This is a genomic window from Paenibacillus lautus NBRC 15380 (assembly GCF_004000945.1).
In the GTDB taxonomy this organism is placed as follows: Bacteria; Bacillota; Bacilli; order Paenibacillales; family Paenibacillaceae; genus Paenibacillus_AQ; species Paenibacillus_AQ lautus.
Map to the genome: position 1 here is coordinate 143,945 of NZ_BIMF01000005.1, position 12,668 is coordinate 156,612.

Here is a 12,668-nt window from a genome sequence, read left to right on the forward strand (position 1 = left end):
GCTACCTCCCCAATGAGATCTCTTGATTTATAGTTTTACGATTAAGGGCAAAAGAAATGATGGTCTGTTGCTCATAAGCATGAACATCCTGATAGCCGCTAGCAGGGCTCGAACGCTCAGGACGTCCGCTGTAACGGACCTCTGTGCCTTTAGGTGCAATTTCACGAATTCTTGGTTCCATGAAGCTCCAGCTGCCCATGTTCTGAGGTTCTTCCTGAACCCACAGAATCTCTTTCAGGTTCGGATACTTCTGCAATACACGGGAAATTTCTTCTTTAGGGAACGGATACAGCTGTTCCACACGAAGAATATGAATCCAGGACTGATCCTGATCCTTCTGTTTATCCAGTGCATCCTCCAAATCGATCGCAACTTTCCCCGAGCACAGCACCAGGCGTTCCACCTTCTTCGGTGATTGGCCAAGACCCGGCTGTTCCATCACTTTCTGGAAACCGCCCTCACTGAACGCGTTCACAGGCGATGCCACGCGCGGATTACGAATCAAGCTCTTCGGAGCCATAATCACCAGCGGTTTGGCATCTTCCGTTTCGGTCAATGAAGCCTGTTTGCGCAGCAGATGGAAATACTGGGCAGCGGAAGTCAGATTCGCAACCGTCCAGTTGTCTTCTCCACTCAGCTGGAGGAAGCGTTCCAATCTTGCACTGGAGTGCTCAGGACCATTCCCTTCATACCCATGAGGAAGCAGCATAACCAAGCTGGACTTCTGTCTCCATTTCGAGCGGCCGGCTGTGATGAACTGGTCAATGATGACTTGGGCACAGTTAACGAAATCGCCATACTGCGCTTCCCAGATAACCAAGGTCTCAGGAGAGTACACATTGTAGCCATATTCAAATCCAACAACGGCTGCTTCGGTTAACGGGCTGTTATGGATCGCGAACGAAGCCTTGGCTTGCGGCAACCGGTGCAGCGGGCAGAAGGTCTCCCCATTAACCGCATCATGAAGCACGAGGTTACGATGGGCAAATGTTGCACGTTCAGCATCCTGTCCCGTAATCCGGATCGGCTTGCCGTCTGCAAGAATCGTAGCGAATGCCAGCGTTTCGGCATGGCCCCAGTCCACCTTCTCGCCTTCGTCGAGCGAGTTGCTGCGGCGCTCGAGGATACGTTGAAGCTTCGGATATACCGTAAAGCCTTCCGGCCACTGCAGGAGCTCGCGATTAATCCCGCGCAGCACTTCTGCAGATACATTCGTAGCTGCTTCGGTCTTGGATTTACCGTCCGTAGCGTTCAATCCAAGCAGGATCTGATCAACAGGATCCTTCAACTTCACGCTCTCGTAAGAATTCTTGAGGACCTCCAGGACGCTATTCTTCAGACCGTCCACTTGTTCTTGGGTCAGAATGTTTCCATCCACCAGCTTCTTCATATAAATGGTGCTGACGGTTGGATGATTCTTCACCTTCTGATAGATCAGCGGTTGGGTTGTTTCCGGATCATCGGTTTCGTTGTGGCCATATTTCCGGTAGCCCACAAGATCGATCAGAATGCTCTTCTTGAACTTGTTGCGATAATCGCTCGCAAGACGAGCAACCGCGATACATGCTTCCGGATCATCCGCATTCACGTGGATAATCGGAATCTCATATCCTTTCGCCAAATCACTCGCATAATGAGTCGATCTGGAATCTCTGCCTTCCGTCGTGAATCCGATACGGTTATTCACGATAATGTGAATCGATCCGCCCGTACGGAACGCCGGCAGTTTATTAAAGTTCAAGGTTTCCGGCACGATCCCTTCCCCAGGGAACGCGGAATCACCATGTATCTGAATGCTAAGCGCTTTGTTTACATCCTGCTTCGGATATCCCGCTTCACTGCGATCCTCCTGAGCAGCACGAGCAAAGCCCTCTACCACCGGATTGACATATTCCAGGTGACTCGGGTTGTTCGCGAGCGTAATGCGAACCTGCCGTGCTTCATCCTTCTTCAGATAACGGTCCGCACCCAAATGATACTTCACGTCCCCTGTCCAGCCGTAGTTAATGCCCATGGAGCCTTCGGATGGAACGAGATGTTTATTCGGAGAGTGCATGAACTCCGAGAAAATTTTACTGTAATCCTTGCCCAGCACATGAGCCAGGACGTTCAAGCGACCACGGTGTGCCATCCCCACGAGGATGGAGTTAACATCCACTTCGGCCATTTGGCGAACGATCTCGTCAAGCAGCGGCACGAGTGCTTCGTTGCCCTCAACCGAGAAGCGCTTCGCACCTACGAACGTGCGGTGCAGGAATTCCTCGAATTGCTCGGCCTCAAGCAGCTTCTTCAAAAGCCCTTTGCGCTCGTCTACGCTCATGCCGGACAAATAACGTCCCGATTCAGCCTGCTCGTTGAGCCATTTGCGTTCTTCTTCATCATGAACGTGGCTAAATTCATAGGCAATGGAGCCTGTATATAGTTGTAACAGCCGCTGGATTGCCTCTAAGCCATTCTTGATATCGCTAGGAGCCTCCTCCCAGACGATCTCTGCAGGCAGGGCTGCCAAATCCGCTTGGCTGAGTTGGTAGCTTTCTGGTTGAAGCAGACGCGTGTCAGCTTCGTTTCCAATTCCAATCGGATCAATGTCGGCGGCCAGATGACCGTAGGTTCTAATGTTCCATACCAGTTTGCCGGCAGCTACCCCTTTTTTCAGTAATTGCGGGTCGTAGCTAACACCTTGTCCCTGCGAATCCGCTTTCTTTTCATTGTTTTCCAAAGATGGAGGCGGTCCCCAGCTGGCGAACAGCTCACGGTATCCTGGCTCCACAGATTGCGGGTCTTGCAAAAACTTCTCATACTGATCTTGAATGTACCCCAAGTTCGGACCGTGATATTTCTGCCAAGGTCCCTCTGTCATTCTGTCAAGGGTCTTCATCGCTGACTCCCTCCGTCAGATTATTTTGATTGCTCAAGGACGGAATTTCATATTTTACATTAAATAAACGTTTTCTTACAATTACATTATAATACACTTGGCCTCAATACCGAAAATACCCTTTATATATAATAATGATCTCAGAAACAGATGAATTTGCGTCAATTTTTTGACGATTTGTCCGTGACCCTCCCAATTCCCTGTACGGGATTCCAATTAAAGTCATTTATCTGAAAAAATATCCACTTCCAGCCAGTCCATCTGCCGCAGCGGTTCGGGTCCGGTATCCATCCCCAGCAGCTGGAGAAGCTGTTTGGCGTTGTCGGAAGCATCGCCTCCCGAATTGTTATTGAATATAATCCAGCACTGCTTTGACTTCTCAAGCAATTGCTCTATCCATACCTTCCACTGCTCCAATTCCTCTAAACTGTAACGGTATAAATAGCGCACCTCACGCCAGTTGGGCTGACCGCTGGAATGCCACCCTTCGGCGTTACGTCCATGCATCCGGATCATCACAGCCTCTGTACCCGATGTCTCAAGCACGACCGGTACGGATCCAATGCCTGCTTGCGGCTCGTCGGCTATGCTGTGAATCCAGCCCTCGCTTCGCATAAACTCAAGCGTCTTCTCCCGAAACTCCCGCGCATACCAGCTCTGATGCCGAAATTCCAGGGCTATCGGAACATCCTTCATCCACTCCCGCGTACGCTTCAGAATGTCCACATGTTTGCGTTCACAACCGAACCATGGCGGGTATTGAAAAAGAACGGTTCTTAATTTACCCGCAGCCCGCAATTCCTCGACTGATGTGAGCAAATGATCAAACATCGTTTTGACGCTCGGGTATCTGTCCTTGCCCTGGCCGCGTGCATGACCTGTCATGCCTTGATAAGCTTTAACAATAAAACCAAAGTGGTCTGGGACGGCAGCTGCCCACTTATTCATTTGTTCCGGTGAAGGTATGGCATAGAACGAATTGTCCATCTCCACGATGGGAAAATGTCGGCTGTACATTTCCAGCCTGTCCGAAGGCCTCGCCCCTTCATCATACAGCTTGTCATGATCTCCCCATCCGGACAGCCCCACCTGAATCACATGTTTATGCTTTTCTTCCTTTAACATAACAATCCTCTCATCCACATGATTTACCATATCGGGGACTTCTATTAATTAACCTCATACGGGATCTTTCAAAAGCAGGCAACCCCTTACTGATTTTACCAACGCCTTTTAAACGTTTACTTCTAATCGTAAAAAATATGATGCGCCTCCAGCATTCCGTTCAGGATGAGAATCCTTCCATAGGAGTACCGGGGCTGGCGCCTTTTATCCGTGGCGGAACCGGGATTGAAGAGCAGCACCCCTTGTACATGTTCTTTAAACGGGATATGGGAGTGACCGAACAAGATACAATCCACCTCCGTGTCCGCAAAAGCTTTCCTTGCGCGGGAGGGGGTTGTTCCTCCTTGTCCGTGCCCATGCACAATACCGATGCGTTTGCCTTCGATTTCGACCAGCTTCTTGTAACCTAACCGTTCTATGATCCGCTCGTCGTCAACGTTTCCGGCTACTCCTTCCACCGGAGCATATTGACTAAGCTGTTCATAGAGCTCCCAATTGGACCAGTCTCCAGCATGAAGAATAAGATCCGAATGTCTTGCATCTTCAAGCAGCGAGGCTGGAAGCTCTTTCGCTTTTCTTGGCAAATGGGTGTCTGACAATACCGTAATCCGAAATGGATGACTCATCTTGATTGACCCCTTCTTCATGATATGAAATGCTGGGATATCTGCTTTCTGTCACTAATCTATATCCTACCAAATAAACGAATTCAAATAAAACCGCGCAGGTGAACTGCGCGGTTTGTTGGTCTGTTGCGGACAGAAAAAAATTTCCAACCATAAGTTTTAGTTTGTCCTGGTGCTGAATACAATGTACGAGCATGAAGGTACAAGCTTTCTTATCCATGTTCATGACGAGAGGTGGAAGTCAATGAGTATTTTTATTAGCTACATGATTCTGGGACTTTCTCTATCAGCCCCCGTAGGCCCGGTCAATGCAGCGCAGCTCGACAAGGGGATCAAGAAAGGTTTTTGGCATGCATGGCTGTTCGGAATCGGTGCGGTCCTGGCGGACATCCTTTATATGATCCTGGTCTACCTGGGCGTTGTTCACTTTCTGAATACACCGTTCATGCAGACCTTCCTGTGGCTGTTCGGCGCTTTTGTTCTTATCTATTCCGGGCTGGAAAGCATCCTGAATGCCAATAAAGTGACGATCAGTCAAGACAGCAATGAAGATTCGTTGTGGAAAAGCATGCTCTCCGGGTTTCTCATGTCCGTGTCCAATCCGATGACGATCCTGTTCTGGCTGGGCATCTACGGCTCCATTCTCGTAAAAACCGCAGCGGACGACGGATCCGCCAATCTGTTTCTCTACAGCGTGGCCGTCATCGCCGGGGTTGTGATATGGGATTTGTTCATGGCTGCGCTCGGCAGTGTATTCCGCCGATATTTGAGCAATAGAGCGCTCTCCCTGGTCTCCATTCTTTCCGGAATCTCGTTGATCATCTTTGGCGTCTATTTTGGAATTCGGGCTCTCGCCCTGCTATATCCGCTCATATTCTAACGGGCCGGTTTGGGACGAAGCTTGGGCTTGTCCGCCTCCCTGGCGTGGCCTTGGCCGGATTTCTTCCACACGGAGCGCATGCATAGGACAACCAGACCGATTACGAGGATAAACCCAAGACTGATCCAGAGCCCCGGGCGACTCGTAGGGTGCAGTGCGGTTCCACTGACGGCTGCCGCGATCAAAAGCATCCCGATGTATCTTTTGATCTTTCCCCAAACCGTAAGCTCTATGAGTCGGCCTGCCGATATGAGGATGAAGAACCAGTTATACAGCAGCATCAGTCCTGCACCCGTGGTCAGATACTCATAAATCTTGCCTGGCATGAGCAGAGACAACACAATGGATACAATCAATCCGATAGCTGTAAGGGATAGTGCGTATATGGGCGTATCCCTTTTAAACTTTTTCCTGGAAAAAAGCTTGGGAGCGTCCTTATCTTCGGATAACGTAACGAGCATTGTGGTCACAGCATACAGCGAAGCCACCATGGTTGAGAAACCGGCTATAATCAATACAGCATTAAATATATGCGGGATAAAAGGAAGCTGGTAAGAGCTTAGCGCCACAACAAAGGGACTTTTCGTCGTGGAGAATTGGTTCCAGGCCACCATAATCACCGCCATGCCAATCGAAAGTACGTATACGATGGATAGCAGCAGAATCATCACTCTACCCGCTTTGGGCGCTTCCTTCGGATTCTTCAAGCGAATCGCCATGACCCCCATGACTTCAATTCCGCCAAAGGCATAAAATGCAAAAATCAGAGACGACCACATGCCCATGCCACCTGCCGGAAAAAAGGCATTGAAGCTGCCTGGAACGTGCGGCTTCGTCCCTCCTTTTAACCACCCCATCAAGGTGGCAGCAGCAATAACGAGAAACATGACAATCGCGGCGACCTTAATCACAGCCAATACATTCTCCAGCCGGTCGAAGCCTTTGTTCCCGATCCATATGACAAACAGTCCCAATACGGCAAAACCTGACGCAAATATCCACATCGGAACGCCTGGAAACCAAAAACGCGAGAATATCGCAAGCGCCGTCATCTGGCTCCCCATAATCAACACTTCGGAACACCAGTACATCCACCCTGTAGAGAAGCCTGCCCATCGGCCATAGGCTTTTTTGGCATAGGTCCGGAAAGAGCCCTTCTGCGGGTCGTCGGCCGTCATTCGTGACAGCACATCAAACACGAAGAAGGTGGCTGTCGCCGCCAATATAATCGAAAGAAGAAAAGCCGGTCCTCCAAGCCTGATCCCTAATGCGGATCCAAGAAAATAGCCTGTGCCGATCGTTGATGCAACCCCCAGCAGCGATAGCTGCCACCATCTCAAGTTCCCTGCCTCCGTCTTCGCCCCTTTGTTCACGGTTCAGTCCTCCAGATTATTGTTATGGGTTCGTTCAAAACTTTCCTTATTATGAAGGGAACCTCCGTGATTTATGTACCGCGGATCCCAACCTAAAAATGCCTTTTGGCAAAAGAGAAGCCATGGAATTAAGCTCATATCCAGCCTGTGGCTGGGTGTTCTCGCATATTTTGGTTGTTCCCCGAGAAACCTAATTGGAAGAAAGCTGAAATGGGGGAGCACACATGTCAGGAGCTCGGGGTATTCCAACAAATCAGGCGTTTATGATTATGATGCTTACGGCCGGCTTGACCAACCATGTCATGATCATACCCGTGCTTCTGGAGAAATCCGGACGGGATGCCTGGGTCACCATTATCGTGTCAGCCGTATTATTCATGCCCTGGATTCTGCTTATTTACCGGATCATTCAAAAGGTCGGCAACCGTTCCATCACGCAAGCGTTGGACGAAAGCAGCGGCAGAGGCGCTCGAATACTGGCGATGAGTATGTCCGGTTTGTATTTTTTCACTTTTGCCTTTTATACCTTAAAGGAAGTTATCGATTGGACAAAGTCGACCTATATGATCCAAACTCCTGTTATTGCTACCGCGTTGATACTCATGGTGTTATGTCTTGTCAGCGTAAATCACGGCATAAAGACCATCGGCGTTTCAGCCGGAATCTTGCTTCCTTTCGTGGTAATGCTAGGCATATTCGTATCCTTGTCCAACCTGAAAGTGAAAAATTACAGCTATTTGCTGCCTGTCCTTGAAGACGGCTTCCTGCCGGTCCTCAGCGGGATCCCCGTCATGTTCGGGGGACTGTCCCAATTTATATTAATATTATTTCTTCGCCCTCATCTTCATAAAAAGCCCAGTTTCCTTACGATCCTGCTGATCCATCTTGTCCTCATCTTCCTGACGTTTGGACCCACGATCGGCGGCATTGCCGAATTTGGACCGGAAGAAATGAAGCTTCAGCGGTATCCTGCCTATGAACAGTGGCGTCTCGTAAAGTTAGGCAAATTCGTGGAGCATGTCGATTTTTTATCGATTTTCCAATGGCTTAGCGGAGCTTATATCTCCATTTCGATTTCGATATTTTTTCTTTGCGAAACCCTGCTTCCCAAGTCCAAGCAAAGTGTCGGCGTATTAGCCGTCTCCACGCTCCTTATTATTTTGTGCGCTTCCCCGATCAGCAATCTCAAAATGTATTATGTAATGGCTGACTATTTTTTACCGGCGTCCACTCTCTATATCACCGTCTTAAGTCTCCTCTTGTTCTTCTTGATCCGTAAGCCGCAACAACAACAACAACAACAACAACAGAGTTCAGCGAAAGGAGAACCTCAACAATGACTATAACAGAACAACAATTCCGAGAGCGTTATGCCGATTCCGATGACATCTATATTACGTCTTATCCGGGTGCCGAAGGCGATACGCTGCCATGGGCGATCATGCTTTACAGTCCGATGATGTGCGATTCGCAGATGATGTCCAAGATTCTGCTGCCTGTTATCAGCAAAGAATGGAATTTATCCGTTCCCCAAATGCAGCCGTTCGATCCAAAGCATCTGGAATATCATCTTACCCTGGACACTTCCGAGTCCAACATGGAATCGGTCGATGATATTGTTTACTCTGGCTATGTTGCGTTGTATTTTCCAAAGGACAACAAGCTGTATTCTTACAGCGCTAGTAAAAGTATTGGACGTACACCGGAAGAGAGTGCCTCCGAAACCTCTGTCAAAGGACCCCGCGACGGATTTATCGAGGATCTGGATATCAATGTATCGCTTATAAGGAAACGGTTGAAATCTCCCGGGCTTGTCTATTCCTCCTTTAAGCTGGGCGACAAGAGCAAAACCTCCGTCGGCATCATGTATATAAAGGACAAGGTGGTACCGGAGACCGTCAAGGAAGTCGTGGATAAACTAAATAATTTCACCGGTGACCCTCCCGTGGGCATCGGCGAGCTTGCAGAACATTTATCGCCGTATCGCTTCACGGTACTCCCGATGTTCGATTATACGGGCAGGACGGATTTAGCATACGATTCTTTAACGCGCGGACGTTTAATCATTATTATGCAGGGAAGCCCCGTGATATTGATTGCGCCTGCCAGCTTCATGCAGCTGCTGTTTGCCGCGGAGGATCCCCAAATGCCGTTTTATTTCGTCATGCCCTGGAGAATTTTGAGGCTGGTTGGATTCTTGATCTCCGTTCTGCTCCCAGGATTTTATATTACTTTGATGTCGTTTCATCAGGATCAAATTCCTTTTCCCTTGCTCGCAACCATCGCCAATACCCGGCTAGGAATGCCCATACCGACCGGAATCGAAATGCTGGTCATTCTGTTCCTGCTCACCTTGCTGCGGGAAGCCGGTATGCAGATGCCTTCTCCAATCGCGTCAACCATAACGGTCGTTTCCGGTATCATCATCGGCGACGCCGCGATACGTGGCGGTTTTTTCTCCCCGACGATGACCGTGATCGGCGCACTGGCCTTTGTTGCGGGCTCTACCCACTCCAATCAGGATTTTGTTGTCTCTCAGACGATTCTTCGCTTTTTTGTCCTTACCCTTTCCTCCCTATTCGGGTTATTCGGCTTCTTCATAGCGGTCTTTATCATCGTTCAGTATGCAGCCCACCATAATCCCTTCGGACAGCCATACCTTGCCCCCTTCTCCCCCTTCTCTATATCCAAAATCTTGGGCAATCTCATGCGAGTTCCGGGGAAACGAAAAAAAGGCGGAGCGCTATGAAACGGGCATGGATTCTCGTATGTATAGTATCTTTGCTGCTCTCAGGCTGCTGGGACAACAAAGAAGTTCAGGATATCAACTATATTACGGCTATGGGCGTCGATTATAAGGACGACAAGTATATTATCTATGTGCAGATGCTGGACTTCGCAACGATTGCCAAACAAGAAAGCAGTAAGCCAACTGAGAAAGCGCCGATTTGGGTCGGCCGAGGAACCGGCACCACTTTGACTGAAGCCCTGATCGATTTATATACATCGAGTCAGCAGCGGGTCTCTTGGGGCCATGTCACGGCTCTGGTCCTTTCGGAATCGGTGTTAAAACCTCAGCAGTTGTCCCAAGTGTTCGACTTGACTAATCGTTCGCAGGAAATCCGTTACACGAAATGGATTTATGGCACCAAGGACAAAATGGAGGATCTCTTTTCGGTGTCGCCGTTCTTCCAGCTCTCACCCCTGCATTCGCTGCTTCATGAACCCAGAGAAAGCTATATCCAGTTCTCGTTTATACGTCCGATTCAATTCGTGAACTTTATTCGTCTCTACCGGGAAAAAGCCGCTACCGTCGTGTTGCCCTCCCTTCATATTTCGAATCAGAACTGGTCTGAAAATCTGAAGCAGCATCCGATTTTGGAAGTGAACGGCGGCTTTCTGATCAAGAACAAGGAAATGATGGGCTGGCTCAAACGATCCGATCTGCTGGGCATCCGCTGGTTAGCATCGCCTCAAACCCACGCTGCCATCGTTGTTCAGACGAATGGCGAAGCGATCGGAAGTATAAAACTGGAGAACCCGCAATCCTCGATTGATGTTATCCGCAGACCCAACGATGCTTCATATCGAATCAAACTTAACGTAATCGGGACGGTGCAGAATATGTACAAGAAGGTGGGAATTAAGGAGATGAAGCGCCTAACGGAAGATACCCTGCGAAAAGAAATGCATAATACCTTCCATAAAGCAGCATTGATCCACGCGGATCCCTACGACCTATGTCTTCAATTGTACCGAACCGATCCGAAGCTCTGGAAGAAATTAGCGAAAGATAAAAAGGATATCTACGACGAAACGGCGCTCGAGTTTGACATCGATGTCAATATCCGATACTGGGGACAACGCAAAAGCCTGAACCGATAAACGCGCGTCCTGATCTAGCTGCTTTTGCCCGAAATGTGATAACAACAAAAAGAAGCAGACCTTTATCGGCCTGCTTCTTTTGCTGTTCGTTTATTTCTTCATAATTTCCTTGATGTCGTCTTTAATGGATTCCGCCTGCGGTCCGAATACGACCTGAACCGCACCCTGACCCAGACGCATGACACCGGATGCTCCTAATTTTTTCAACTCCGAATCCTTAACGGCCTTCTCGTCCTTAACAACCAGACGAAGGCGTGTGATACAAGCATCGACGCTGACAATGTTATCTTCTCCGCCGATGTTTTGCAGAACCTTGGCCGCCTTGGACTCATTGGATACTGCGCCGGAAGGGGACGGGGCATCTGTATCAGCATCGTCAGAAACCGTATCCAAGTCGTCGTCCTCCTCGCGTCCAGGCGTTTTCAAGTTCAGCTTGACAATGAGGATTCTGAACAGCAGATAGTAAACGACACCGAAAGCCAAGCCTACCGGCAGGAGCAGCCAAGCATTGGTAGACAGCTTCAGATTCACCAGGTAGTCGATCAGGCCCGCCGAGAACGAGAAGCCCAAATGCACATCCAGGACATACATGATCAGTCCGGAAAGGCCTGTTAAAATCGCATGCACCACATATAATACAGGAGCAATAAACATAAACGCGAATTCAAGCGGTTCGGTGATACCGGTCAGGAACGATGCCACTGCCGAACCGATAAAGATGGAGCCGACGAGCTTGCGTTTGGACGGCTTGGCGGTATGCATAAAGGCCAGCGCCGCAGCCGGCATCGCAAACATCATGATCGGGAAGAAACCGGACATGAACATACCAGCCGCCGGGTCTCCCGCAAAGAAACGCCACAGGTCGCCATGAACGACTTCGCCCGCGGCATTCGTGTAATCGCCGATCTGGAACCAGGCGATGGAGTTTAATACGTGGTGCAGACCCAGAGGGATCAGCAAGCGGTTGGCCGTACCGAAAATGAACGATCCGATGCCTCCAAGGCCGACAACCCAGTTGCCGAAGACGGAAATGCCATCCTGGATTGGGCTCCAAATCAAACCGATCAGAACCGCAAGCACCATCGTGGAGGCTGCTGTGATAATCGGAACGAAGCGTTTACCTGCAAAGAAGCCCAGCCAATCCGGCATTTTAATCTTGTGGAATTTATTATACAGGTATGCGGACCACATACCGACAAAGAGACCGCCAAGAACGCCCATATTCAGCTTCACGTCATCCGGTATAAACGGCATTTGCAGCGGCACTTGTTCCAGTACTCTAGTAAGCACCATGTACCCAATAAGAGCAGATAGAGCCGCAACGGCGTCTCCGGCGAACCCGATTGCAACGCCGATTGCAAAGATAAACGGCAGATTATCCAGAATCGCAAGGGCACCAGAGGTCATGAACGGAGTTACATATTGATTTAGAAAAGCGCCTAGGGCACCCAAAGGTATATCTTTTTGATAGTCGATCATTCCAAGCCCCTGCAAGATACCTGCCGCAGGCAAGGTGGCCACCGGCAGCATAAGGGACTTACCCAGCTTTTGCAATTTAGCCAGCATGTCAATCATCCTTTCAACTTCAATAATTTAGCTTTTACTGAAACCGTTTACATAATGCGTCGAATGAATAACCATTTATTCCCTTCGATCAAGGAACAAAAAGACTCAGAAAATCCTCCTCCTTGGTAGTACATGTATTCATCATTTTAAGGCGGCATGGATGCCATCATGATTCTATACCAACAAAAAAAGCCAAGAAGCACGGTAACTATAAAAGTTATAGTCCGTTTCTTCTTGGCTCATGCCCATGTTTATGGTAACACGCCTTAAAACGTATTCTTTTGATGCTGTTATCTTAATTCACGTCTTCCTGTTTTGTCAATAACCAATATTTA

Annotated in this window: 9 protein-coding genes; 4 read left to right on the plus strand and 5 right to left on the minus strand. The window is 49.0% G+C overall.

Annotation, left to right across the window (positions count from 1 at the left end; translation table 11 throughout):
* Window position 1 precedes the first annotated feature (1 nt).
* The 3 genes from PLA01S_RS11835 to PLA01S_RS11845 all read right to left on the minus strand — a co-directional run bounded on the left by PLA01S_RS11835 (window position 2) and on the right by PLA01S_RS11845 (window position 4,629).
* Window positions 2–2,878, minus strand: a complete 2,877-nt coding sequence (locus PLA01S_RS11835) for a 2-oxoglutarate dehydrogenase E1 component (protein ID WP_127592405.1) — start codon at window positions 2,876–2,878, stop codon at window positions 2–4.
* 222 nt (window positions 2,879–3,100) lie between these two features.
* Window positions 3,101–4,003: a DUF72 domain-containing protein gene (locus PLA01S_RS11840; RefSeq protein ID WP_246059452.1), complete on the minus strand. Its 903-nt coding sequence runs from the start codon at window positions 4,001–4,003 to the stop codon at window positions 3,101–3,103.
* A 122-nt stretch (window positions 4,004–4,125) separates the two neighbouring features.
* Window positions 4,126–4,629, minus strand: coding sequence for a metallophosphoesterase family protein (locus PLA01S_RS11845; RefSeq protein WP_127592407.1), 504 nt, complete (start codon window positions 4,627–4,629; stop codon window positions 4,126–4,128).
* A gap of 244 nt (window positions 4,630–4,873) precedes the next feature.
* Between PLA01S_RS11845 and PLA01S_RS11850 the strand changes: the two genes are divergently transcribed.
* Entirely contained in the window at window positions 4,874–5,509 is a 636-nt protein-coding gene (locus PLA01S_RS11850) for a LysE family transporter (RefSeq protein ID WP_100537954.1), read from the plus strand.
* On the opposite strand, the gene PLA01S_RS11855 is transcribed toward PLA01S_RS11850, so the two are convergent.
* A complete protein-coding gene (locus PLA01S_RS11855; RefSeq protein WP_127592408.1) occupies window positions 5,506–6,882 on the minus strand; it encodes an amino acid permease in 1,377 nt (458 codons plus the stop codon). The genes PLA01S_RS11850 and PLA01S_RS11855 overlap by 4 nt on opposite strands.
* 224 nt (window positions 6,883–7,106) lie before the next feature.
* Between PLA01S_RS11855 and PLA01S_RS11860 the strand changes: the two genes are divergently transcribed.
* Genes PLA01S_RS11860 through PLA01S_RS11870 form a run of 3 tightly spaced genes read left to right on the plus strand, consistent with a single transcriptional unit; the run spans window position 7,107 to window position 10,767 of the window.
* Window positions 7,107–8,222 carry a GerAB/ArcD/ProY family transporter gene (locus tag PLA01S_RS11860; protein WP_127592409.1) on the plus strand — a complete coding sequence of 372 codons (1,116 nt, stop codon included), beginning with the start codon at window positions 7,107–7,109 and terminating at the stop codon, window positions 8,220–8,222.
* Window positions 8,219–9,631 carry a spore germination protein gene (locus tag PLA01S_RS11865; RefSeq protein ID WP_127592410.1) on the plus strand — a complete coding sequence of 471 codons (1,413 nt, stop codon included), beginning with the start codon at window positions 8,219–8,221 and terminating at the stop codon, window positions 9,629–9,631. The genes PLA01S_RS11860 and PLA01S_RS11865 overlap by 4 nt, the downstream gene beginning before the upstream one ends.
* Window positions 9,628–10,767 (plus strand): Ger(x)C family spore germination protein, encoded by a 1,140-nt coding sequence (locus tag PLA01S_RS11870; RefSeq protein ID WP_127592411.1) that lies wholly within the window; start codon window positions 9,628–9,630, stop codon window positions 10,765–10,767. The genes PLA01S_RS11865 and PLA01S_RS11870 overlap by 4 nt, the downstream gene beginning before the upstream one ends.
* 90 nt (window positions 10,768–10,857) lie before the next feature.
* On the opposite strand, the gene nagE is transcribed toward PLA01S_RS11870, so the two are convergent.
* Entirely contained in the window at window positions 10,858–12,333 is a 1,476-nt protein-coding gene (nagE, locus tag PLA01S_RS11875) for an N-acetylglucosamine-specific PTS transporter subunit IIBC (RefSeq protein ID WP_127592412.1), read from the minus strand.
* Between the last annotated feature and the right edge of the window lie 335 nt (window positions 12,334–12,668).

Coding starts and splice junctions, on each gene's coding strand:
- PLA01S_RS11835 (WP_127592405.1), bottom strand. CDS start 2,878: ATGAAGACCCTTGACAGAATGACAGAGGGACCTTGGCAGAAATATCAC.
- PLA01S_RS11840 (WP_246059452.1), bottom strand. CDS start 4,003: ATGTTAAAGGAAGAAAAGCATAAACATGTGATTCAGGTGGGGCTGTCC.
- PLA01S_RS11845 (WP_127592407.1), bottom strand. CDS start 4,629: ATGAGTCATCCATTTCGGATTACGGTATTGTCAGACACCCATTTGCCA.
- PLA01S_RS11850 (WP_100537954.1), top strand. CDS start 4,874: ATGAGTATTTTTATTAGCTACATGATTCTGGGACTTTCTCTATCAGCC.
- PLA01S_RS11860 (WP_127592409.1), top strand. CDS start 7,107: ATGTCAGGAGCTCGGGGTATTCCAACAAATCAGGCGTTTATGATTATG.
- PLA01S_RS11865 (WP_127592410.1), top strand. CDS start 8,219: ATGACTATAACAGAACAACAATTCCGAGAGCGTTATGCCGATTCCGAT.
- PLA01S_RS11870 (WP_127592411.1), top strand. CDS start 9,628: ATGAAACGGGCATGGATTCTCGTATGTATAGTATCTTTGCTGCTCTCA.
- nagE (WP_127592412.1), bottom strand. CDS start 12,333: ATGCTGGCTAAATTGCAAAAGCTGGGTAAGTCCCTTATGCTGCCGGTG.